Source organism: Nostoc sp. DSM 114167, from assembly GCF_052692655.1.
On sequence record NZ_CP195116.1, the window covers coordinates 6,887,107 to 6,909,013 of the forward strand.

15 protein-coding genes and 1 pseudogene are annotated in these 21,907 nt (G+C 41.2%); 7 read left to right on the forward strand and 9 right to left on the reverse strand.

The window, feature by feature from the left end:
* Window positions 1-239: 239 nt before the first annotated feature.
* Complete coding sequence (locus NSTC731_RS29090; protein ID WP_445627983.1) at window positions 240-2,312, reverse strand: protein kinase domain-containing protein; 2,073 nt, start codon at window positions 2,310-2,312, stop codon at window positions 240-242.
* A gap of 544 nt (window positions 2,313-2,856) precedes the next feature.
* Between NSTC731_RS29090 and NSTC731_RS29095 the strand changes: the two genes are divergently transcribed.
* Complete coding sequence (locus tag NSTC731_RS29095) at window positions 2,857-4,095, forward strand: peptidase (RefSeq protein ID WP_445627984.1); 1,239 nt, start codon at window positions 2,857-2,859, stop codon at window positions 4,093-4,095.
* A gap of 114 nt (window positions 4,096-4,209) precedes the next feature.
* Here NSTC731_RS29095 and NSTC731_RS29100 read toward each other — a convergent pair whose 3' ends face one another.
* The 5 genes from NSTC731_RS29100 to NSTC731_RS29120 form a co-directional block, all read right to left on the reverse strand.
* Window positions 4,210-6,090, reverse strand: coding sequence for an ABC transporter ATP-binding protein (locus tag NSTC731_RS29100; protein ID WP_445627985.1), 1,881 nt, complete (start codon window positions 6,088-6,090; stop codon window positions 4,210-4,212).
* 33 nt (window positions 6,091-6,123) lie between these two features.
* Entirely contained in the window at window positions 6,124-7,110 is a 987-nt protein-coding gene (locus NSTC731_RS29105; RefSeq protein ID WP_445627986.1) for a glycosyltransferase family 2 protein, read from the reverse strand.
* A gap of 183 nt (window positions 7,111-7,293) precedes the next feature.
* Window positions 7,294-8,505, reverse strand: coding sequence for a glycosyltransferase (locus tag NSTC731_RS29110; RefSeq protein ID WP_445627987.1), 1,212 nt, complete (start codon window positions 8,503-8,505; stop codon window positions 7,294-7,296).
* 82 nt (window positions 8,506-8,587) lie between these two features.
* Window positions 8,588-9,775: a glycosyltransferase family protein gene (locus NSTC731_RS29115; protein WP_445627988.1), complete on the reverse strand. Its 1,188-nt coding sequence runs from the start codon at window positions 9,773-9,775 to the stop codon at window positions 8,588-8,590.
* 78 nt (window positions 9,776-9,853) lie between these two features.
* On the reverse strand, window positions 9,854-11,101 hold the full coding sequence (locus NSTC731_RS29120; protein WP_445627989.1) for a glycosyltransferase family protein: 1,248 nt from the start codon (window positions 11,099-11,101) through the stop codon (window positions 9,854-9,856).
* 310 nt (window positions 11,102-11,411) lie between these two features.
* Between NSTC731_RS29120 and NSTC731_RS29125 the strand changes: the two genes are divergently transcribed.
* Complete coding sequence (locus NSTC731_RS29125; RefSeq protein WP_445627990.1) at window positions 11,412-12,035, forward strand: 4Fe-4S single cluster domain-containing protein; 624 nt, start codon at window positions 11,412-11,414, stop codon at window positions 12,033-12,035.
* A gap of 36 nt (window positions 12,036-12,071) precedes the next feature.
* Here the strand turns inward: NSTC731_RS29125 and NSTC731_RS29130 are convergent, their stop codons facing one another.
* Entirely contained in the window at window positions 12,072-12,293 is a 222-nt protein-coding gene (locus tag NSTC731_RS29130) for a hypothetical protein (RefSeq protein WP_445627991.1), read from the reverse strand.
* A 562-nt stretch (window positions 12,294-12,855) separates the two neighbouring features.
* Between NSTC731_RS29130 and NSTC731_RS29135 the strand changes: the two genes are divergently transcribed.
* Together NSTC731_RS29135 and NSTC731_RS29140 are read left to right on the forward strand one after the other, a co-directional pair.
* Entirely contained in the window at window positions 12,856-14,148 is a 1,293-nt protein-coding gene (locus tag NSTC731_RS29135; protein WP_445627992.1) for a serpin family protein, read from the forward strand.
* The gene (locus tag NSTC731_RS29140; protein WP_445627993.1) at window positions 14,135-14,371 is read left to right on the forward strand and encodes a hypothetical protein; all 237 of its coding nucleotides are present in this window, start codon (window positions 14,135-14,137) and stop codon (window positions 14,369-14,371) included. The genes NSTC731_RS29135 and NSTC731_RS29140 overlap by 14 nt, the downstream gene beginning before the upstream one ends.
* On the opposite strand, the pseudogene NSTC731_RS29145 reads toward NSTC731_RS29140, so the two are convergent.
* Window positions 14,331-14,471 (reverse strand): annotated as a pseudogene (locus NSTC731_RS29145) (AI-2E family transporter); the annotation flags it as partial. The gene NSTC731_RS29140 and the pseudogene NSTC731_RS29145 sit on opposite strands and share 41 nt — an antisense overlap.
* Here NSTC731_RS29145 and NSTC731_RS29150 point away from each other — a divergent pair.
* Both NSTC731_RS29150 and NSTC731_RS29155 read left to right on the forward strand, forming a co-directional pair.
* A complete protein-coding gene (locus NSTC731_RS29150) occupies window positions 14,470-15,486 on the forward strand; it encodes a FecCD family ABC transporter permease (RefSeq protein ID WP_445627994.1) in 1,017 nt (338 codons plus the stop codon). The pseudogene NSTC731_RS29145 and the gene NSTC731_RS29150 sit on opposite strands and share 2 nt — an antisense overlap.
* A 288-nt stretch (window positions 15,487-15,774) precedes the next feature.
* Entirely contained in the window at window positions 15,775-17,172 is a 1,398-nt protein-coding gene (locus NSTC731_RS29155) for an ATP-binding protein (protein WP_445627995.1), read from the forward strand.
* An 864-nt stretch (window positions 17,173-18,036) separates the two neighbouring features.
* Here NSTC731_RS29155 and NSTC731_RS29160 read toward each other — a convergent pair.
* Window positions 18,037-19,494 carry an alpha-amylase gene (locus NSTC731_RS29160; protein ID WP_445632199.1) on the reverse strand — a complete coding sequence of 486 codons (1,458 nt, stop codon included), beginning with the start codon at window positions 19,492-19,494 and terminating at the stop codon, window positions 18,037-18,039.
* A 340-nt stretch (window positions 19,495-19,834) separates the two neighbouring features.
* On the opposite strand from NSTC731_RS29160, the gene NSTC731_RS29165 reads away from it, so the two are divergent.
* Window positions 19,835-21,898 carry a YfbK domain-containing protein gene (locus NSTC731_RS29165; RefSeq protein ID WP_445627996.1) on the forward strand — a complete coding sequence of 688 codons (2,064 nt, stop codon included), beginning with the start codon at window positions 19,835-19,837 and terminating at the stop codon, window positions 21,896-21,898.
* The last annotated feature ends 9 nt before the right edge of the window (window positions 21,899-21,907 follow it).

The window sequence follows — 21,907 nt, forward strand, 5'->3', positions numbered from 1 at the left end:
AATATTTTTTCACAGAATAAAACCTATCTAACCCACTTTTGCAGGTTTAAAGATAGATTTTGAGATTTTTTTCAAGCTATAATCCCGAACACGTAGAGAATATTACCATAATACAGTCTTCGCCAATATCATCTTTTGAAGCTAGGATTAATTTGGTATTTTTGCACAACAAAATGTTCTTTCTCAGGTAGAATCCAAAAAAGTCGCAATGTATTCTGAATGTACGCTATCAAATATTTTTAATTAGTCATCTGCCAAATTTTGAGAATGTTCTCACCACTTCCACCACCGGCAATGGTTTGTCCATCTGGGCTAATGGCAACAGCATAAATATATCCAGAACCTGTCTCCAAAGTCCGGATTTCCTTTCCGGTGACTGGGTTCCAAAGTTTGATTGTCTTGTCACTACTGCCACTTACAAGGGTGATACCATTTGAACCTACACTTCGCAAAAAGGCGACAGAATTAACCTTATCATTATGTCCTTTTAAGGTGTGGATTAACTTTCCTGTTTTCAGATTCCACAATTTAATTGTCTTGTCTTTACTGCCACTGGCAAGGATGACGCCATCGGGAGCAAAAGCGACTGAGAGAATCGACTCTGCATTTCCCTCTAAGGTGCGGATTAACTTTCCTGTCCCTAGATTCCACAATTTAATTGTTTTATCCCAGCTACCGCTGGCAAGGGTTTTACCATCAGGACTGAAAACTACAGATGCAACACCACTGGTATGTCCCTCTAAGGTGCGGATTAACTTTCCTGTCTCCAGATTCCACAGTTTGATTTTCATATCCTTACTAGCACTGCCACTGGCAAGGGTTTTGCCATCAGGACTGAAAGCTACAGAAGTAACTCCATCGCTATTTCCCTGCAAGGTGCGGATTAACTTTCCTGTTTCCACATTCCACAGTTTGATTGTCTTATCCGCACTGCCACTAGCGAGGATTTTGCTATCAGGACTGAAAGCTATAGTCCAAATCCAATTGGAGTGTCCTTCTAGAGTGCGGATTTCCTGTCCACCTGTCAGATTCCATAGCTTGATTGTCTTATCATCACTGGCACTGCCAAGGGTTGTACCATCAGGACTGAAAGCTACGGAATTCACGTCACTAGAATGCCCCTTGAAGGGTTTGGGTGAATAAGAATTTTCTGAGACGTTTTTTTGGGGCTGAATAGGCTGAGAAACAGGCTGAGAAACAGGTTGAGGAGCCTCGCTGACTATCTGGGGACGAGACTGAAAATACCAAACTCCCCCTAATCCCAAGACTAAAATGCTAGAACCTAACAACAGTTGACTTTTCAGATTGTTATTTGATTTTGGTGAAACTAGCACCTTGTTTACTGGGGGAGCTGCAAATGTTGTTGTCAGTATAGTTGGGGGCACTGATGACAATGATGGTATTTGAGGTGTCAAGTCATTGATGACTTCATCAGCCGATTGATAACGCTTTTGGATGTCTAATTGCAACAGCTTATCCAAAACTTCACCCAACTCTACAGATATAGAAATGCCGTCCCTACCTGAACTGGTTAAATGTTGCCGCCAAGATGCAACCCAACCATAACCCTGGTGTATCCACAGTTGAGATGGGCGAACCCCAGTCAGGAGATGAAAACAAGTAGCCCCCAAACTGAATAAATCACTAGCTGGGTAAGCTTTTCCCTCTTGCATCTGTTCAAGTGCAGTGTAACCGTGTGAGCCAATCACAGTGCCCATTCTAGTATGCACTGTTGCTGTCAACAGCTTGGAAGCTCCAAAATCAATGAGGATTAATCGCCCGTCACTTTGACGGCGAATAATATTCTGTGGCTTGATATCTCGGTGAATCACTCCCCGCAGATGGATAAACTTCAGTACTGGCAATAAATCTAGCAAAAGTTGGCGAATCTCCGTTTCGTTATAGTTTGCTCGCGTTTCCGATTCTTTGAGCAAGTTTTGCCCATCGATAAACTGCTGCACCAAAAAGAGATAGCTATTTTGCTCAAAATAAGCCAATAAAGTTGGAATTTGCGGATGTTCTGCCAGTTCTTGCAGTCGGCTCGCTTCTTGTTTAAATAGTTCAACGGCCTTGTTTAGCGGCCCAGTTCCCTGAAGTTTTGGCGCAAATTGCTTAACAACACAGCATTCATTCAGTTTGTGTACATCTTTGGCTAGATAGGTTCTACCAAATCCACCCTCGTCTGATAAAACCTGAGTGGGACGATAGCGACCTCCTAGCAGGGGTATCAATTCCGCTCTACAACTGTGGCAATAGTTGTTTTTATCAGGATTTAAGGGTTTTTGGCAATCGGGATTCACACAACAGAGCATACTGGGAATCCATTTCAGTTGGGGTATATATTCATCTTAAGTCATGCAGTATAATCTCTGTTGTTAGTAAATATTACTGAGACAGCATACAAATCCCCAATTTCCTTACCTCATCAGGTATTGAACAATTTAGATAAATTGCAAAAAATTGTGTTTGAGCGATGCCTTTTGACGAATTGATAGGCGTCAAGTCTTTATGTATTACATCTGTATGAGCAATTTAGTCAGGTTTACAAAAATATCTGGGCAAAATTCCGAAAAGCAGCAATTTAAGTTTGTAGCTCAGTATATACCTACGAAATTGAGATTTCCTCTAGTAGTCTAAATTGAAAATACAATTTTTCCGATTTGATTGAGGCAAACATTTGGGTATCTAGGATATAGGAATTCATTTGATTACAGGCGATGCCTTTAGCAAGCCGCTAAAGTATATACGCTAAATTTCCCTTTTCATTTACATAACTGCTGTGGCTAAAACAGCAACTAGTATTAATTTTGTTTTTCAAGAAAAGACAAAATTATCAGCAAAATTAGGAACGTAATTATGCTATTAGACAACAAAAACTATCGTCGCAAATTAAGTCATGTTTTAATTGGTTGCGTGAGTAGTAGTTTGTTAATTACAAGTAATGTGCTGCCTATAAGTGCTTTGGTGAAATCTCACAGTTCTCAAGATTTCATAATTGCTAAATCACCAGATGAGAGACAACCAGAAGCAGTAAAAAAAGGAATTGAGCAAATTCCTGCTTCTCAGGCATCAACATCTCCAAGACGGAAGATATCTATTGAGTCACCAGTACAAAAGGCTCCTCGTGTATCGTCTCATAGAGAAACTTCTCAGCGAACTTCCAGGGTTTCAGATAATAGCTCTACTCCTAGAGCATCTAGACGTAGGACTTCTAACTCAAATTCTAATCGTTCTAATGGTGGTGGCTATGCATCTAGCTCGTCTAGAGCTAGAATTGCTAACTCAAACGCCAATCGTTCTAATGGTGGTTCTGGGAGAGTTCGCAAGCCAAGTTATAATGTCGCTACAGGAAACCAAAATCTCGATAATTCAGCGATTTCTTCACCTGCAACCCCAACTTACAAACAGATTAACTTTGTAGATGTTGCATTAGGTATTCTGAGTAAAGGTGACTTTCAATCTGAAGGTAGATATTTTCATTTCTATGAGTTTGAGGGCAGAGAAAATCAATTAGTTCAAATTAGATTGATTGGTAGTAATGATACACGCAGGTCCAATAACTTGAGTTTAAAACCGTTGTTGTTTCTGCACGATCCTGATAACAATATCATCGTTAAAAAAGGCGCTTTGGATAAAAGCAGTGGTGGTGATGATGCATTTATTTTTGCGCGACTGCCTAAAAATGGCATTTATAAGATTGCTGTTACTAGTCAAGATCCTGGAGATACAGGCCGCTATAGTTTGGCTCTCAGGAATGATAGAGCTAGCTATACTTTAGATGAATCAGGCCAACTAACTGCTAAAAGCTCAACCTTGAAACAAAATGGAGGCGCTTACAATGTTTCTAATTTTCAAGGTAGAAAAAATCAACTGATAAGTATTCGTGTAGATAGTGTTGATGAAGAGTTTTCTCCCTATGTAGCTTTGCTAAATTCTAAAGGACAGACGATCGCGATTGATAAAGACAAAGACAAAAGTGGTGTCTACAGTGCTTTAATTGACCGAGCTAGGTTGCCTGAAGATGATACATACTATATAGTTATTACTTCCAAAAATCCACAGGAACGTGGTAAATATAGATTGACTATTTTCTGAAGTAATTACCAAATCTTGTATCGAGACTATTGCTATGAGTGGATATAGCCCGGAATATTTTTTTATTTACCGTAATAGTCTCGATGCCATTGTACAAAGTTCATTTAAGGGTTATTAGTGTAGATAATTGGTCTTTAAAGACGCGATAAATCGCGTCTTTACATGATGACTTTCATGGGAATTTCCCGCAGATTTCAAGGCATACATTGCGCTGTAATGTCCACCTAAGCGCAGTAATTCTTGATGCGTACCTTGCTCTAAAATCTGTCCGTCTTCGATGTAGAGAATTAAATCGGCTTGTTTAACGGCTCTAAGATTATGAGAAACTATAAAGGTTGTGCATTTCTGAGTCAAGCGATCGAGTGCTTCATTGACAGCGTGTTCGTTTTCGTTGTCTAAACCAGTGGTTGGCTCATCTAAAATTGCCATCGCAGCTTCACGAATAGCAGCACGAGCAATAGAAATTCTCTGCCGTTGTCCTCCCGAAAGCGTTGCTCCTCTCTCACCCAAAATAGTCTCGTAGCTTTCGGGTAGCGCCATGATAAAATCGTGAGCATTTGCTAAACGCGCAGCTTGTTCAATTGCTTGGTCTGAAGCTCCCAAACACCCGTAGGCAATATTGTCTTTGACGCTGGCAGCAAATAAAATGCTCTCTTGTAATACCACGCTAATTTGCTGGCGAATAGATTGCACCTTGTATTGGCGCAGGTCGTGACCATCAACTAAAATCCGCCCTTCTAAGGGGTCATAAAGTCGCAACAACAAACTTACTAAGGTGGATTTACCGCCACCAGACGGCCCCACTAAGGCGACGTGTTGACCAGGTTGCACCTCAAAGTTGATGTTGTGTAAAGTTCTCTTGGTCGGTTTGTAGGCAAAGGTGACATTTTCAAACCGCACACCTCCCAACAAAGGCGTTGCATCCATTGCTTTTTGCGAATCGCGGATTTCGGGTACTGTATCCAGCACATCCAAGATACGCTCCCCGGAAGCAGTAGCTTTAGCGATTTGTCCGGTGTATTTGGCAAGTTGTCGCATCGGCTTAAAAGCAATCCTGAGATAGTTGACAAATACGAGCAAATCCCCAGGTGTAATTGCCTTTGCCAATACCAACTGCACACCCCGCCATAACACTAAAGCAGTGGCAATTCCTACCAGCAGTTCCACCATCCGTTCTAAACCGGCTGCGAGTTTTTGCGCCTTGGCACTTTCTTTTAAACTTTGGCGATTATGACCGTAAAAGGTAGTTTCCAGCATATTTTGCAGAGAAAGAGCTTGCACTACTTTGATTGCCCCGATGGATTCCGCCGCCGTTGCCGCCATTGCACCTTCGCGTTGACGTTGCGATCGCACTACTTGTCGGATGCGTTTTGTCAAGCGCGTGGTGAAGAAAATAAATAAGGGAAACACGGCGACAGCAATCAGCGCTAGTTCCCAATTCAGCCAGAACATGACAAAAATCATCCCGATTAAGGTGAGGGAATGGGCAATTAAGGGTAATACTGCCATCACCGTCACCTCTCGCAGTCGTTCAATATCGGAGGTAACGCGGATAATTAAATCGCCGGTCTTGACTTTGTGGTGAAATGATAAAGAGAGATTTTGGAGATGGCTGTAAAGTTGAGAGCGAATCTCAGTTAACACATTACTAGCTGCCAGTGCCATGCCCACTACACTGAAGTAAGCAGCAGTAGCACGAAGTAAAGCGATCGCAACTAACCCCAACGTCAAGCCTGTTAATAGGGCAAACGAACTAATTCTTGAAAGTAGGGGAATACCCAAAGACTGAGACTGAAAACCAGCTACAAGGATGTAATCAAAAATAAACTTTAGCGGCCAAGGTTCTAGCAGGTGCAAGAAAATCTCAGCTATCAGTGCCACAAAGGATACAATTAGCAGCGCCTTTTGTTTGCTCAACTGGGGCGAAAACCGCTGCAAAATCCGTACTATTCCTGGTAAAGCAGCTTTCAGACTTTTGGGATCTCGATGCGCCATATCATACCAACCAATTCTCCAAAACCTGACGAATTACGAATTATGAGTATAGCGATCGCTAATGTAGTAATTTAATTTTCTTTCAAGAGCGATCGCTATTTTCTCCAGCCACAGGGGATTTTGCCCAAAGGTAAGACGACTTAGCAACGGTTTTAAAAATCCCTGATGGCGACGATGCCCCATCCGCTTATAGCGCTTCTTGAAATACTTGTCATTCATTGTCAAATTCCACTTTTTAGAAAAGTGTTCTAAACTAGCAATTTCCCAAGCATTACTCCAACGCAGCATAAAGAATGCTAGTTCCGATAATTCAAACTTTAGCCCTGGTACATAAGTAACTACCGAAGTCGGTTGACAGTAAAATGTACCTCCTGCCTCAGCTACTTTTAGACCAAAATCGATGTGTTCTCGTGTGCTTAGAAATCCTTCATCTAACAGCCCGATTCGCCCAAAAATCTCGGTGCGAACTAACATACAGTGAAACTCGGCAAACTCACATTGTTGGCGATGAAGTCGATCCTGCACCTCAGCAACTTTCCGATTTACAAAGTAATGTTTTTCATGCACCCGTCGCTTAATTCCAGTCTCTTGCGATTCCACAACAATATGAGCTTCACCACCTGCTAAATGTACTGTTTCTCCCAATGGCTTACCAATACAAGTTAGCGGACAGACTACAGTCGCTTTTGTTTCTTTGGCGCATTCAAGTAAGGAGTTGAGCCAACCTGGACTGACAATTACATCGTTGTCAATAAATACTAAATAATCGCTATTAACTTGTTGTAAACCAAGGTTACGGGCTTGGTTGGGTGAAAGATAATGTTCTGTGCGGATTAATTGAAATCCTTTTGCTGCGGCTTGTTCTTGAAGGTAGCGCTGGATATGCTGAGGTGAACCGCCATCGATATAAATTAGGGAAAAAGGTAATTGAGTGTGTTCATAAATGCTTTCTAAAGATTCGCGGGTGTAACTGAATCGCTCACGTTGCGAAACAATTATCGTGATTTGTGGTTTGTTCATGATTAATTTTTAATCTTAAATTCCAAGCAAAGTGACTTCATGTTTTATATTAAGAATTCAGTACCCAAAATTCAGAATTTATCAAGAATCTAGAGTGATTGATATATTTATTCATCAAATGCTCTGCTGATTTTTTAACTATTCACCAATCCTGAGTTCAGAAGGACTGAATTCTGACGTTTTCTATACGAGATATATTTCGCCTAACAAACCTGCATCAGATATCCTTAAGACTCGTTGGTAAACATTCATCCAGTTTTGATATTCTACTGATGGGGCAAGCTGTTGAGTTACTTTTGTCTTAGCTGATGCACCCAACTTTTGTCGCAGTTCTGGTTGTGTTGCCAAATATCGGATTGCAGCAATTAATTCCTCTGTACTGCCGGGGTTGATAAGTAAACCGTCTACACCATCTTCTATGATTTCTGCGATCGCATCTACACGAGTGCCAATTATTGCTCGACTCGCCAACATTGCTTCTAAGAGGGTATTCGGACAACCATCATGCAGTGAAGGAATTGCAAAAATATCTAGATGTGGTAAATAAGCTAAAGCTTCTTGTCGGCTGGTAATTCCAGTAATATGGAGGCGATGGCCAATTTCACTTTGTTGTATTTGTTCCTGCCAATACTTTCCTTCTTTTTCAACAAAATCACCTATCAGTAAGAGTGTTAAATCTAACTCTTTACCCAAATCGGCGCAGGCATCGAGGAGAAATTCAATTCCCTTCTTATCTCGGAATCTACCCGATGAACCGATAACAATACCTGGCAATTCTTTAACTAAAGATGGGGTGGGGAATTGTTCAAAGTCAATAGGTGCAATGGAATTCCAGAAAGCGGATGATTTTAACTTTACACTTGGAGTAATAACACTAGCTCTTTTGAGCAAGTCACGGCTGACAAATGTCACCCAATCAGAACTCTCTAAAATCCATGCTATCTGAGCATGATTTTTAGGATTAAAAATATGTTTGTGCAAGTCGCTACCGCGAACACTATTGATTATTGGAAGATCATTTTCTTTTGCTAAAAGCGTCGTTACATAACCTGTTTCATTCAGAAAAAAGGCGTGAAATAAGTCAAAATTATGTTTTTGATGCAGACATTTGAGTTGAAAATAAACGTCGCTAAAAAAGTCTTGAATTTCTGTTGTTTGAGTGCGAACGGCTGACTTAATGCGATGCACAAACACACCATCTTGAAGCCTTGAGATGCAACTTGCTCGTCTGTGACTTCCATCAGAAACTAGCCATTGTTTCGAGCGAAACACTGCAATGTGAACTTCATAGCCTCTGTCTATTAGCATCTTTGCAATTCGATGCACTGATTCACCTACCCCGCCGAAATCGGGTGGATATTCAAGCGTAGTAATACAAATTTTTATTTTATCCATGATTGGATTTTCTGCGATTCGATCGATTATTATTTTTTGTATTTTGGAGAAAAAATCAATATACTCTACTCACTTTCTCAAACTAGGCAATTTTTTGCTTGAATACTAAAGCTTTTAATATGTTTGCAGTTTTTTCAACTCCTCCAAAATCAAAGCTAATTTTATTAGGCTGCTCTTTGAGGTAATTAATAATATTAATTGCCAGGTAATCAGGTTGTAAATAATTATGATTAAGAAATTTGACAACTCCTAAATTGCTTAACTTTTCGGCTCTAATTGTTTGTTCTCTATCCTGATTACCTGTGAATGGAAGAATCATCGCTCGTACACCTGTAGTTAAAATATTCATTGTGGTGTTATAGCCAGACATATTGATCGAAAGGTCTGCTTTTTTCATGTAATTTAGTAAGTAAGGAGTATAGCGTCGAATATAGATGTTTTTACTAAATTTTGCCATTTCTTGCAGTTCCTTAAATTTGGAATTTGGGATGAATGGCCCGGTAAAAACCTGAATATTATGTGGCAATACTTTCTCTAAGAAAGGGGCTGTATTCACTACACGTTCAAGCAACTCATGACCAAATCTACCACCTCCTACACTGGCTAGAATCAGGGGTTTGTCTGATTTAATAATTTCCCGGTCTTCATCAGTTAAAATAGGGTTTTTTGGTGGCTCTTGCACTACATATCCGGTGTAATATAATTGACATTTGAGGTCATTGACTCTCGAAAATGTTGCTTCTAGTGGGACTAATTCTGGGTCGCTGTGAACCAACAGTATATCGAAATATTTGTTGATTAAATTACATACTTTTTCTTCATGTTTTACTTGTTTTTCAGGTTTAACAACTACAATGTCTCGCAAACTAGAAACTATTTTAGTTGACCCTTTATTTGATTTTGCCAATTTTAATAATGGAATTAATTCAAAATAAAAACGTCTTCTCCCAAAAGGAAATAACTCAACAATCAAAATATCAGGCTGGAATTGCTGAAAGATTTTTAGAAGTCGATTTTTTCTAATTTCTTTGGCTTCGTCAAGGCTAAAAGCATCATCTACTACTTGTAGTTCAGAAAATTCTGGGTCAGTTTTAATTGCAGGCAGATTGATAACTTCCACACCAGCAGGAATTTCAAATCCTTGAATTATTTCACCACCATTAATAAAACAAACTTGGAAGTCTTTAGTTAAGCCTCGCACAATTTCGCGGCTGCGAACCAGATGCCCCATACCTAAAATATGTTGGCAGTAAAACATAATACGTTTCATAACAATTTTACCTCTGTGATTTTGGATGGTTGGAATCAGGCAAATGAAAGATAAAAAAATAATTTTCTTACTTTTTACTTAAACAATTTTGGCAATCATTGCTAATTTCGGTAATTGGACAACTGGGTTGTAGCAAAATGGAATCGCGCTCTTTTTTTTTGCTAGTAAGGTAGAGATGTATTGGCTAATTTTGGGCAACCCATTAAGATTAATTTTCGGTTGGGAAATCTGCGGAGTTTGGAGTTGTTGTAACAGCGATCGCAGTAATATATCTGGAGTCAGATAATTAGGATGAATCGCTGCTAAAATCCCCAAATTTGCCAAATTTTCTGCACGAATGCACTGTTCTCGTGATGGCTTAATTCTGGGTACTACTACTGCTGGCTTACCCACTGAAAGAATCTCGCAAATTGTGTTGTAGCCACCCATTGCGACTACGGCATCTGCGGCGGTGATGTAACTCATTAAATCATCGGTAAATTCGTCTATCTGCACTTGGGGATATACAGCAGCTTTTAGTTTCAGTGCAGCTTGGTGTTCTAGGGGCATTTCTGGGCCACATATAATTAAACTTCGTAATTTATGGGACGCTGGCAACAATACCAAACTCGCTAAATATGTGTCAATTAAGCTGTAACCATCTTCGCCACCACCCGGCGTAACTAAAATGAGTTGTTCTTCTGGATTTAATCGCAACTCACTACGGATGATATTTGGACTTTTACGCCCTAGTTGTTTGCGTATATAGCCACAAAACTGTACCTTTTGGGCAACCATTGACGGTAGTTGATATTCTTGGCAAATGTCGAAAACTTCAGGATTACCAACAACAAGCACGCAATCGTAAAATTTTTCTATTGCTTCGTAGTAATTATGTTTTTGCCATTCTGGGATTGTCACATCTGGATGATCTAAAATGTCGCGCAGCAGGAGAATTAGGGAAGTTTCCGGCAACTTTATTTTGAGATATTCGATAGCCGCTTTTAATTCATTACGGATACCATAAGGCTTTTTATCTACTAGAAATATATCAGGTTTAAAATTAGCGATCGCAGATAAAATTAACTCTGAGCGTAATTTCATTGTTTCATTAATTTCTGCATCCAGATACTTGACAGAGATTTCACCTAATGCATCCCGATTTAAGCAGGGTAATTTAATATAATCGAGTCTTTTCGGAATCCGAAAGCTGTGCAGCATCGGCGAACCAGAAACAACTAAAATAGAAAGCTCTGGAATCGAATCAAGTAAGTGAGTGCAGATTGCCAGCATTCTGCGAATATTACCGAGACCGAAGCCATCGTGGGAATATACCATCAGTCTCATGGTTAAATGTCCCTAAGTTATTCAGTGAATCGATGCCATACTAACTTAAGTAGCTTCCTAAGGTTACATGAGTCTTTTATGAAACTTTGATGAGAAAATTTTCATCATTATGTTTGTAGCAATTGTGTAATAGATTTGACAAAAATCTTACAAGATTCAGTCTAGTAAGTTAAAGCAGACTTTTCCAAAGCACCAAAAGTTTTTGAGAGATTAATCATCAATTAAATCTCCAGTTATATAACTATTGTCACGGTTATCTAACTGGAGATTCGCTATATTTAACAGTTAACGGCTAAAAGGAGTTAAAGAGATGGAAATTAAGCCAACTGACCCATCGCTAGCACTCATAGAAATTCCCCCAGGCTATCTCAATATTATGGGTTACGTCGATCGGTCAGAAGTCAATGGCCCTGGTTGTCGTGCAGTCGTCTGGGTACAAGGTTGTCTGCGTGAATGTCCTGGCTGCTTTAATACTAACTCCTGGTCTTTTGAGGCTAACCAATTAATTGCTGTTGATGCTCTTGCCGAAAATATTCTCAGCAATCCCCACAACACGGGTGTAACATTCTCTGGTGGAGAACCATTTTGGCAAGCAGCTGCACTGGCATCTTTAGCCCAGAAAGTAAAAGCTGCTGGTTTAAATGTCATGTCTTTTTCTGGCTTCACTCTTAAGCAGCTACAGTCCCAATCTGCGCCGCCAGGTTCCCAAGCATTGTTAGAACAACTCGATATTTTGATTGACGGGCCTTTTGTACAATCTCTGGCAGTTAATTCTCCCAATTCTCCTGTTTCTTCTAGCAATCAACGGGTTCGGGTGTTGAACCCAGCTTTCCAAGACCAAATTACTTGGGCTAGCGACCAGATAGAAATCCACATTCTCAAGGATGGTGGACGCATTGTCACTGGCTATCAAGGTGGACTGGAATTAACGTAGGGGCACGGGCACGGGGGAAGAACAGGGAGTTAAAATTTAAAAATTGAGCTTCTGAAGGTCAACATTGAGCTTCCGAAGGTCAACATTGAGCTTCTGAGGGTCAACATTGAGCTTCTGAGGGTCAACATTGAGCTTCTGAGGGTCAACATTGAGCTTCTGAAGGTCAACATTGAGCTTCTGAAGGTCAACATTGAGCTTCTGAGGGTCAACTTTCACCTTCTGAGGGTCAACTTTCACCTTCTGAGGGTCAACTTTCACCTTCTGAGGGTCAAATTTTTAGATTCCTGCTCTCTCATCGAGAAGCTATAGCCGTAATCACACAGGTTAGGACATTTGGAAAGGGTGAATGCTAGAGTTTTGTAGGTTGGGTGCAGCGATAGCGTAACCCAACATAAAATTTGGTAGTAATGTTGGGTTGCGTTTCACTACAAAAATATATTTTTTAAAAAACTCTAGGTTTCAACCTAGATGAGGTTTAACTTGCTGTTACAAAAACTGTAACAGTTCGATTTTGTTTATTAGAGCAAATGCAATATTTAACCCTGTTTAAACACTCTCAAAAAATAAAAATAAGAGCCAAATTTTCAACTATAGATACAACAGGAATTTGAGCGTTTATTTTCTAATAGAACGACTTAAATCAAGTTTTTTTTATATCCTTATTCCATAAGCATTCTAGATTATTCCCTCGCAATATTAATATAAGAGAGTTAATCATTAATATAGTATCTGCGTTAACTCTGAGCACAGAACGGGAATCTTTGACAAGTGAGGTGGTAAAATAAATCGGCAGAAATTTAGTAGTGTGAGAGAAAATTTTATGCAAAGACTTTACGGTGCTAGTCTCGGCAGACGTTATACTCTGGCATCTGCAAGTGTTGTTCTATTTAGTGTATTAGGCTATTCTCAAATTGATAGTAATAAAAGTGTCCTTGCCCAATCTAGCTTACCTCAGCCAGAAACTCCATTACAAACAAAGGCGGCCAAAACTGATACAAAAATTGTTGCGTCTAGCAATAAGTTTGGCTTCAAACTATTTTCAGAAGTTCAAAAAGGTGATAAAAGTGAGAAGAATGTTTTTATCTCACCTTCGAGTGTTGCGATCGCTCTAGCTATGACCTACAATGGCGCAAGCGGCACAACTCAACTAGCGATCGCAAAAACCCTGGAATTCCAGGGGTTGAATCTATCAGAAATCAATTCTTCTTACGCGGCTGCATTAAAGCAGCTTTTAGATAATTCCGATCCGAAAGTGCAACTGAATATTGCTAATTCACTTTGGGCAAATAAAAACTTTAGCTTTCAGCCAGACTTTCTCCAAAGAGTACAATATTTCTATAAAGCTAAGGTCAGCAATTTAAATTTTAAAGATCCCACAGCGTCTAGTATTATCAATAACTGGGTCAAAGATAATACTAACGGTAAAATCAATAAGGTCGTTGACAAAATCGAGCCATATCAGGTGTTGTTTCTGATTAATGCCATATATTTTAAAGGTAAATGGAGCCAAGAATTTGATAAAAATCAAACTGCTCAATACCCTTTTTACAGGACATCTGGCAAACCAAAACAACACCCGATGATGTCACAAAATGGTGACTATAGATACTATGAAAGCAAACAATTTCAAGCAGTTAGTTTACCTTACGGCAAAGATGGTAAATTCAGTTTTTATATTTTCCTGCCGAAACAAAACTCTAATCTAAAAGCCTTCTATCAAAACTTGAATGTTGAAAACTGGGAAAAATGGATGACTCAGTTCAGCAAACAAAAAGGGTTTATTCGCCTACCCCGCTTCAAAACGGATTACGACGTTACACTCAATGATTCCTTGAAAAGTTTAGGCATGGAGGAAGCTTTCAGCAACAAAGCCAATTTTTCCGGTATGGGTAAAAATCTTCAGATTAGCGAAGTTAAGCATAAAACTTTTGTCGAAGTGAACGAAGAAGGCACAGAAGCGGCTGCTGTTACTTCAGTTGCTATATCAGCAACATCTTCTATTGATATAAATCTACCATTCCAAATGATTGTTGACCGTCCCTTTTTCTGTGCCATTAGGGATAATCAGACGGGAAGAGTTTTATTTATGGGTTCAATTATTGACCCACAGTAAAAAAGTCAAAATTTCTTCATTTTTAATTGAACTTGAGGGTAATGTCACTTCAGAAATGCTCAGAGTATTTTTAGCGCCAGGTTTCGGGGACTTGTTTGGTGCAATAGGTGCAGTTATTTCCCCGGTGGCGCTTTCGTCTGTCTTGCTGCTTAGACTACCAAAACACAAGGCGCTTAAGATTGAAATAGTAAACCAAATGGCACTTTCAGCCACAAGAAGGTAGGGATAAGGGCTGATGTTATACAGGTAGATAAAATTAACTGAGTGACGAAGAAATATTGGAAGCTCAGGCGGACTGTTTTGGAGAAAGGATCGCGAAATTTGATTAGACCATTTCAGACAATTTTTACTGAACACCGCGTATTTTGGGCTGTTTTACTTTTTGGTACAGCACTGGTGGTAACACTAGCACTGTCGCTTTCTCAAGGAGCAGTACCTTTAAATATGTCGGAATTGTGGCAAGCCATTCTCCACAAAGGCGATCCGGTTAAACAGACAATTCTCTGGGATTTACGTCTCCCGCGCATTACTGCTGCGATTATTGTCGGCGCAGCTTTGGGAATGTCAGGGGCACTGCTGCAAGGAATGTTACGCAATAGTCTCGCCGATCCATTTATTTTGGGCATTTCAGCGGGTGCGGGACTACTTGTAATTCTGATGATTGTGTGCCACATATTCCCGATCGCAATTCCTTTAGCAGCATGGATAGGAGCAATTTTAACTGCCGCGATCGTCATTTTACTCGGTCGTTCGGGGTCGGGAATTTCTGTTGAGCGGTTGATTTTAGGCGGAGTAGCGGTGAGTTCTTTATTTGGTGCTGTACAAAGTACATTGCTGCTTTTAGCTGAAGATGGGCAAATTCAAGTTGCGCTCAGTTTTCTGGTTGGTAGTCTTAATGGACGGGGTTGGCAAGAAATTGCTACAACTGGCCCTTATATCATCGTTGCATTGATTGGGGGATGCTTGCTAGCGCGATCGCTAAACATCCTGGCTTTGGGAGATGATTTAGCTGTGAGTTTAGGGCTTTCGTTGACGCGATCGCGCCTGTTAATCGGTGGTGTCGCCACTCTATTAGCCGCAGGTGCAGTCAGCATCAGTGGCTTGGTTGGATTTGTCGGTCTAGTTGTCCCTCACGGTGTCCGCCTGATTGTTGGTACAGATAATCGCTTTGTTTTACCACTTTCCGCCCTTGCAGGTGCATGGTTACTCACTTTTGCAGATTTACTCTCTAGACTAGGAGCAGTAGAACTACCAGTAGGTTCCGTCACTGCCTTGCTGGGTTCACCCGTGTTTATCTGGTTACTTTATCGTCGTTCTGCTGGGTTTAATAAATTTTGAGCGCTCGAACCGCTATCCATCTCCACCATATATACGGATCGGGTTTTTTGCGCATTCTGATAAACTGAGACAAAGCCTTCTTCAACTATTTAAGCCAAAATTCTCCATAGGGAAACACAGCTGTATAACCCTACTTTCTTATCCCTGCTCCCTGCCCCCTGCTCCACTTCGACTACGCTCAGTGACCACCTGCCCCCTACCCCCTGCTCCACTTCGACTACGCTCAGTGACCACCTGCTCCCTGCCCCCTGCCCCCCTGCCCCCCCGCCCCCTCAAGGAGGTTAATCGATGTTATGTGTTGAGGAATTAATCAACTTAGACCCATTTCAACAACTTCCCAAAGAGCGATTGCAGTGGGTTTGCGATCGCGCTCAAACAGTTGAACTTTCCCCCGGAGATGTGTTGTCCCATGAGGGAGACCCTGTATGTCGCTTATTTATCTTAGTCAAAGGTAAAATCAACATGACCCGCCGCAGTGAAGGAGTGGAAATTCCCATTGGGCAACACGAAGCCCCATCCTTTTTTGGTGAAATTCCAGTACTCACAGATGAACCTGCACCTGTGACAATGCGGGCATTTTCTAATTGCCACATCTATGAAATGAAGGGAGAAGACTTCCGCAAACTGCTGCATGAATGTCGTGATTTTGAGCGGATGGTCTTCCGAATTATGCAACGTCGTGTCCGGGGGCTAGAGTCTTTCATTCGTGGGCGGGAAAAGATGGCAGCTTTAGGGACTCTTGCTGCGGGTCTTGCTCATGAACTCAACAACCCAGCCGCAGCCTTGGTTCGGACTTTAAAGGAAATGCCAGCCGCCATCCTAGAGTTACAACGAATGAACTTAGTTTATGGGCAACGCAATGTTGAGGAAGCCCATACTCAACACTGGTTGAGAGTACGCGATCTAGGCTATGATGCGATTTTGAATAATCGTGTAGATCCGGTGACACTAAGCGATCGCGAAGAGATATTGCTGGAATGGTTAGAAAACTATGGTGTAAACCAAGCCTGGAAATTGGCAGAGCCTTTAGCAGAAGGTGGGGTTGAGGTTGAAACCCTAGAGCAACTCATGAAACGTTGGCGCAACGACAACACAGAATTGCGAGAATTGGGATTGCACTGGCTAGCGCTTTCCTTTGAAGTCATGTCGATGATTAAACATGGTTTGCGAGGATCTGAGAGGATTTCCGAACTAGTGCAAGCGATGAAGTCTTATTCTTACCTCGATCAAGGCACTCAGCAAGAAGTAGATATACATCAAGGCTTGGAAGATACCTTGCGATTGTTTGCTCATAAACTCAAGTGCGGTGTCCAAGTGCAACGCAATTACGATCGAAGTCTTCCAAAAATCTTTGCCTATGGCAGCGAACTGAATCAAGTGTGGACAAACTTAATTGACAACGCCATCGATGCAATGGATGGTAAGGGATTGCTAGAAATTACAACACACCATTGCGATCGCTATGCTCATATTGACATCATCGATTCTGGCAGTGGAATTCCACCTGAAATTAAAACCCGTATTTTTGAACCTTTCTTCACCACCAAATCAGTAGGACATGGTTCAGGACTTGGTTTAGAAACCGTTCGCCGAATTGTAGAAAATCGCCATCACGGTACGCTTTCATTTGAATCGCGCTCAGGTAGAACTTGTTTTACCATTTGCCTACCCTTATCAAATCAATAAATCAATCAGAAATGGGATTAGAGATGAAAAAAAATGGAAACCAATGGTTCCCAAAATCTAGCAGCAAGTGAATATTTTTGTCAGACTTCTAGTTTTTGATTGTCTCCTACACTAGAATTTGTCTTATAGTTATAAATCAATACAGTTCAGGATGAGCAACAAAACCTTCATGTAGAGACGCGATTTATCGCGTCTTCAAAGACCAATTATCTACATCAATAACCCTTAAGCCAAGCGGATTGAGCTATAAATAAAATACTGGGGTAAAAAAATTATTTATCTGATAATTCTGATCTTGTGGACTGTTGTTCGGAGTTAATAAATTCAGTCTTAGGTGGTTTTCCTATAGTATTAGGAGGTTGTTTTTTTGTTTTGGGTTGTGGATTATTATTCTCGCTCATGTTAATTTATCTCCTTAATAGCTTTAATTATTTGGCTGTTTTCAGATTTCTTGCTTGGAGTTGAGCAAGCAAAAAATTCAGCGAACGCAGTCAGTTTGTGTTCTGATGATTATGACTTCAAGCGATGCGATCGCAATTCCGTAATTCTGTTGAAAATTTTGTTCCATTTCTATATTAGACTTCTTGGCATTTGTCGGGAAAAGGGGAAGGTGGGGCCCCAAGAAGGGGATAAGGGGAAGGTGGGGCCCCAAGAAGGGGATAAGGGGAAGGTGGGGCCCCAAGAAGGGGATAAGGGGCGAGGGGAAGGGGAAAAAGGTACTGCAAAAGTCCTTTCCCCTTTTAACCTTTACCCTTTTCCCCAAGAGTGCAAAAAGCACAAATGCCAAGAGGTCTATTGTCAAAGAGGTAGATAGTGAAAAAACTCCTTACTATCTACCTCTTTAACCTTAGTTTTCTATTCAAACTATTTTTGCAGCCAAACCGATATTGAACCACCAGGACATGGAAAATTTCCCCATCCGTCGTTATTGGTGTGAATGATATCGTTTATATGTCCCGTGGCATCGTAAAATTCCTGATTGGGTCGGAACATATTCATCCACTTGTTCCCTGGTGAGCCATTGGTCAGCACTACAGCCATTGCACCTGGATGATTACTATTACCTAAGCGCGTCCAACCGATAGTATTGGGATGGTCAAAGTAATCATGCTGGTCGCCAAAACCGTATTCTCTCCGCGCCTTTAAGAACTTGTCAATTAAAAAACGGTGAGAGTAAAGGGTATTATCGCGTCCATTATCTTGATATTGTGCCCCGTAATAATCTGCATAAAAAACGCAAGGATAGCCTTCGCGACGCAGTAAGATTAGTGCATAGGCTAAGGGCTTAAACCAAGGTTCAACAGGCGACTCTAGAGATTGACAAGGTTGGGTATCATGGTTTTCGACAAAGGTAACAGCTAGGGCAGGTTGTTCTTTAGCTAGAGTTCTATCAAAAATCGATCGCAGATCGAAACTACTACCCTGGCGACTTGCTTGGTGAAACTTGAAATGTAGAGGCACATCAAATAACGATAAACGCCCATCACTGGAAGTAATATAACCGTGTAAGGCATCGATATCTTGAGACCAGTACTCGCCAACGCTAAACAGTTCCCGCCCACCAAAATGAACTCGCAGATGATTTAACCAATCACGGAAAAAAGTAGAGCGAATATGTTTAACAGCGTCAATGCGAAAGCCATTTACACCTGTGGTATCAACAAACCAACGCCCCCAATACATCAACTCACCGCGCACGAGATCGTTACCTGTATCCAGGTCGTTAGCCATTAAATAATCGTAGTTGCCGTGTTCGTGGCTAACTTCCGTCTCAAAATGTTTATCTTTAAGGCGATAGAGTTTGTCTGCCTTTTTGGTATCTACATTGTATGATAATGAATCAAAGCACCACCAATACCATTTCATACTAGAGTATTTATCTCCACGACCAGAAAAATTGAACTTTGTATAAGCTCCAATTTCGTACCAATCACTGACTGGACGGTTACGGTCATTCCAATCCATTTCTTGAGCTGAGATCCGTTCTATTTCATCCCCACCATCTTTGTGGTTGAAAACCACATCGGCATAGATTTGAATACCTGCATCCTGTGCCGTTTTAATAGCCCTTAAGTATTGCTCGCGTGTTCCATATTTTGTCCGAACAGTATTTTTTTGATCGAACTCACCCAAATCGAACAAATCGTAGACTGCGTATCCAACATCCCATGTTCCACCACTGCCCTTATAAGCTGGCGGCAGCCATAAAGCAGTGAAGCCTGCATCAGCTAGCTCATTAGCTGTTTTATCCAGCTTGTCCCATAACGTACCATCATTGGAGATGTACCAATGGTAATACTGCATTATTACGCCGTTAGTCATGCGATCGCCTTTGTAGAATCTTTGATTTTCCAGATTTCTGTCAGAAATCCTGATGCTAGAATATGTTACTTTTGTCACACATCGTAACTTCATCTGAATTTATTTAGGTTTCAATGACGACTGAGTATCTGAAGTTAAGCGATTGAGTAATTTACTTAACCCAGATTTTTGAGTTGATACCAACAAACACTGTGATATTCCCTAATGCCAAATGGAATTGGTTAGTGTTGTATAAATTACAGTTACCAAAACTGAAACGGTTATCAAATCCCAAGCTGCTCAGGACTATTCTGGGTAAATAGTCAAATGTGACAGAAAAATTTAGTGTGAGGATTTAGCCGTGTCTTACCCGATTCCATCCAAAATGTGGCAGCGAGTCAGTATTGTAATATTGTTTTTATTGATACCCTCAATAGGAATTGCCGTTTTACGCCAGTCTGCTACGGTTGCAGTTCCAGCCAATCAGAATCCTGCCAGTTCTACTCCAAAAACTTCCATTCTCCCCAATCACCCTGACTACCAAGCACTCCAGACATTGGTAAAACAGTATAGTTGTGTCGTTCCCGTTCAAAATTTTGGCACTCTTCCTGTAACCCGAACTGAATTTGCCACAGTCTTGAATGCCTGTGTGAATCGGAGCAATGAGCTAATAGCGACCGATCCCAAGATAGTTACCCCAGCAGATATGAAAATTCTGCAACGCTTGCAGTCAGAATTTGCACCGGAGTTAGCAACCCTAAAAAGTCCAATAGAGGAATTGGAAGCTCCTAGTCCCATCACTTTGAATCAGCCTAACAGAGAACGAATTCAAACTGAGTCTAACCAAAAGACTCAACCCTTACCTATAGCCCCACCCCTTAGTATTCCGTCTGGCTCATCTGTCCAGGATCGAGTTGCTAATCGTGCGAATATGCCTAAACTCCAAACTCGTGACAGTATTGGAAGGGTTGCCCCGGAACCTCAAATAGGTAGCGGATTCAATACAGAAAACTACAACCGGATTGAAGATAATCCCTTTCATCGCGTTGGAAACGATCCCCTTTCCACCTTTTCCATTGATGTAGATACAGCATCTTACAGCAACGTGCGACGGTTTATTACTCAAGGAGAATTACCACCCAAAGATGCAGTGCGAATTGAGGAATTAATCAATTATTTTACCTACAATTATCCCCAACCAAAAGGCGAACGTCCTTTTTCCATCACCACTGAAGTTGCTGCTGCTCCCTGGAATCCTCAACACAAGTTGGTACAGGTGGGTTTGCAAGGTAAACGCCTAGAAACCAAAACCTTACTGCCAAGCAACTTAGTATTTCTGATTGATGTCTCCGGTTCTATGGATGACCCGAATAAATTACCCTTAGTGCAACAGTCGCTCAAATTGTTGGTGAATCAACTGCGTCCTGAAGATCGGGTAAGTTTAGTAGTCTATGCGGGGAATGCTGGATTGGTGTTACCGGCTACTGCTGGTAGTCAAAAATCAACAATTCTGGCGGCGATTGACCGCTTAAAGGCTGGAGGCTCCACTGCTGGCGGTCAGGGTATTGAATTAGCTTACAAGATAGCCAAAGAAAGCTTCCTCAAGTCTGGTAATAACAGAGTCATTTTAGCCACCGATGGAGATTTTAACGTCGGGGTTTCCAGTGATGGCGACCTGACGCGATTAATTGAACAAAAGCGAGAGCAGGGAATTTTTCTGACGGTGTTGGGATTTGGCACCGGCAATTATAAGGATGGAAAAATGGAGCAACTGGCTGATAAGGGTAACGGCAACTACGCTTATATTGATACCCTATTGGAAGCCAAAAAGGTTTTAGTTAACGATCTTAGGGGAACTCTGTTTACTATTGCCAAGGATGTAAAAATTCAGGTGGAATTTAATCCGGCGAAAGTTCAAGCATATCGCTTGATTGGTTACGAAAATCGCCTGTTGCAAAACCAGGATTTCAATGACGACAAGAAAGATGCAGGGGATATTGGGGCTGGTCATTCTGTGACAGCGCTTTATGAAATAATTCCCACTGGCACGAAAAGCGATGTGAAACTGCCAGAGATAGATCCTTTGCGGTATCAGCGTTCTAGTGAAACTGTCTCGGATGCTGCTGGTAATGAGTTGATGCAGGTGAAACTGCGTTATAAGTTGCCCCAGGACAGCACCAGTCAACTAATTACCCAAACTATCCAAGATGATGATTTAGGAACTGATCCCTCCACAAACCTGAGATTTGCTGCTGCGGTAGCGACCTTTGGGATGGTGCTGCGTGACTCTGAGTATAAGGGAGATGCTAATTATGATTTGGTGATGAAATTGGCAACTCAAGGAAAGGGGGAAGACCAGGAGGGCTATCGGGGTGAGTTTATTCGCCTAGTGGAGCAATCTAGAGCGTTGATTACAAAAAAATGATTTTAGACC

Coding starts and splice junctions, on each gene's coding strand:
- NSTC731_RS29090 (WP_445627983.1), bottom strand. CDS start 2,312: ATGCTCTGTTGTGTGAATCCCGATTGCCAAAAACCCTTAAATCCTGAT.
- NSTC731_RS29095 (WP_445627984.1), top strand. CDS start 2,857: ATGCTATTAGACAACAAAAACTATCGTCGCAAATTAAGTCATGTTTTA.
- NSTC731_RS29100 (WP_445627985.1), bottom strand. CDS start 6,090: ATGGCGCATCGAGATCCCAAAAGTCTGAAAGCTGCTTTACCAGGAATA.
- NSTC731_RS29105 (WP_445627986.1), bottom strand. CDS start 7,110: ATGAACAAACCACAAATCACGATAATTGTTTCGCAACGTGAGCGATTC.
- NSTC731_RS29110 (WP_445627987.1), bottom strand. CDS start 8,505: ATGGATAAAATAAAAATTTGTATTACTACGCTTGAATATCCACCCGAT.
- NSTC731_RS29115 (WP_445627988.1), bottom strand. CDS start 9,775: ATGAAACGTATTATGTTTTACTGCCAACATATTTTAGGTATGGGGCAT.
- NSTC731_RS29120 (WP_445627989.1), bottom strand. CDS start 11,101: ATGAGACTGATGGTATATTCCCACGATGGCTTCGGTCTCGGTAATATT.
- NSTC731_RS29125 (WP_445627990.1), top strand. CDS start 11,412: ATGGAAATTAAGCCAACTGACCCATCGCTAGCACTCATAGAAATTCCC.
- NSTC731_RS29135 (WP_445627992.1), top strand. CDS start 12,856: ATGCAAAGACTTTACGGTGCTAGTCTCGGCAGACGTTATACTCTGGCA.
- NSTC731_RS29155 (WP_445627995.1), top strand. CDS start 15,775: ATGTTATGTGTTGAGGAATTAATCAACTTAGACCCATTTCAACAACTT.
- NSTC731_RS29160 (WP_445632199.1), bottom strand. CDS start 19,494: ATGACTAACGGCGTAATAATGCAGTATTACCATTGGTACATCTCCAAT.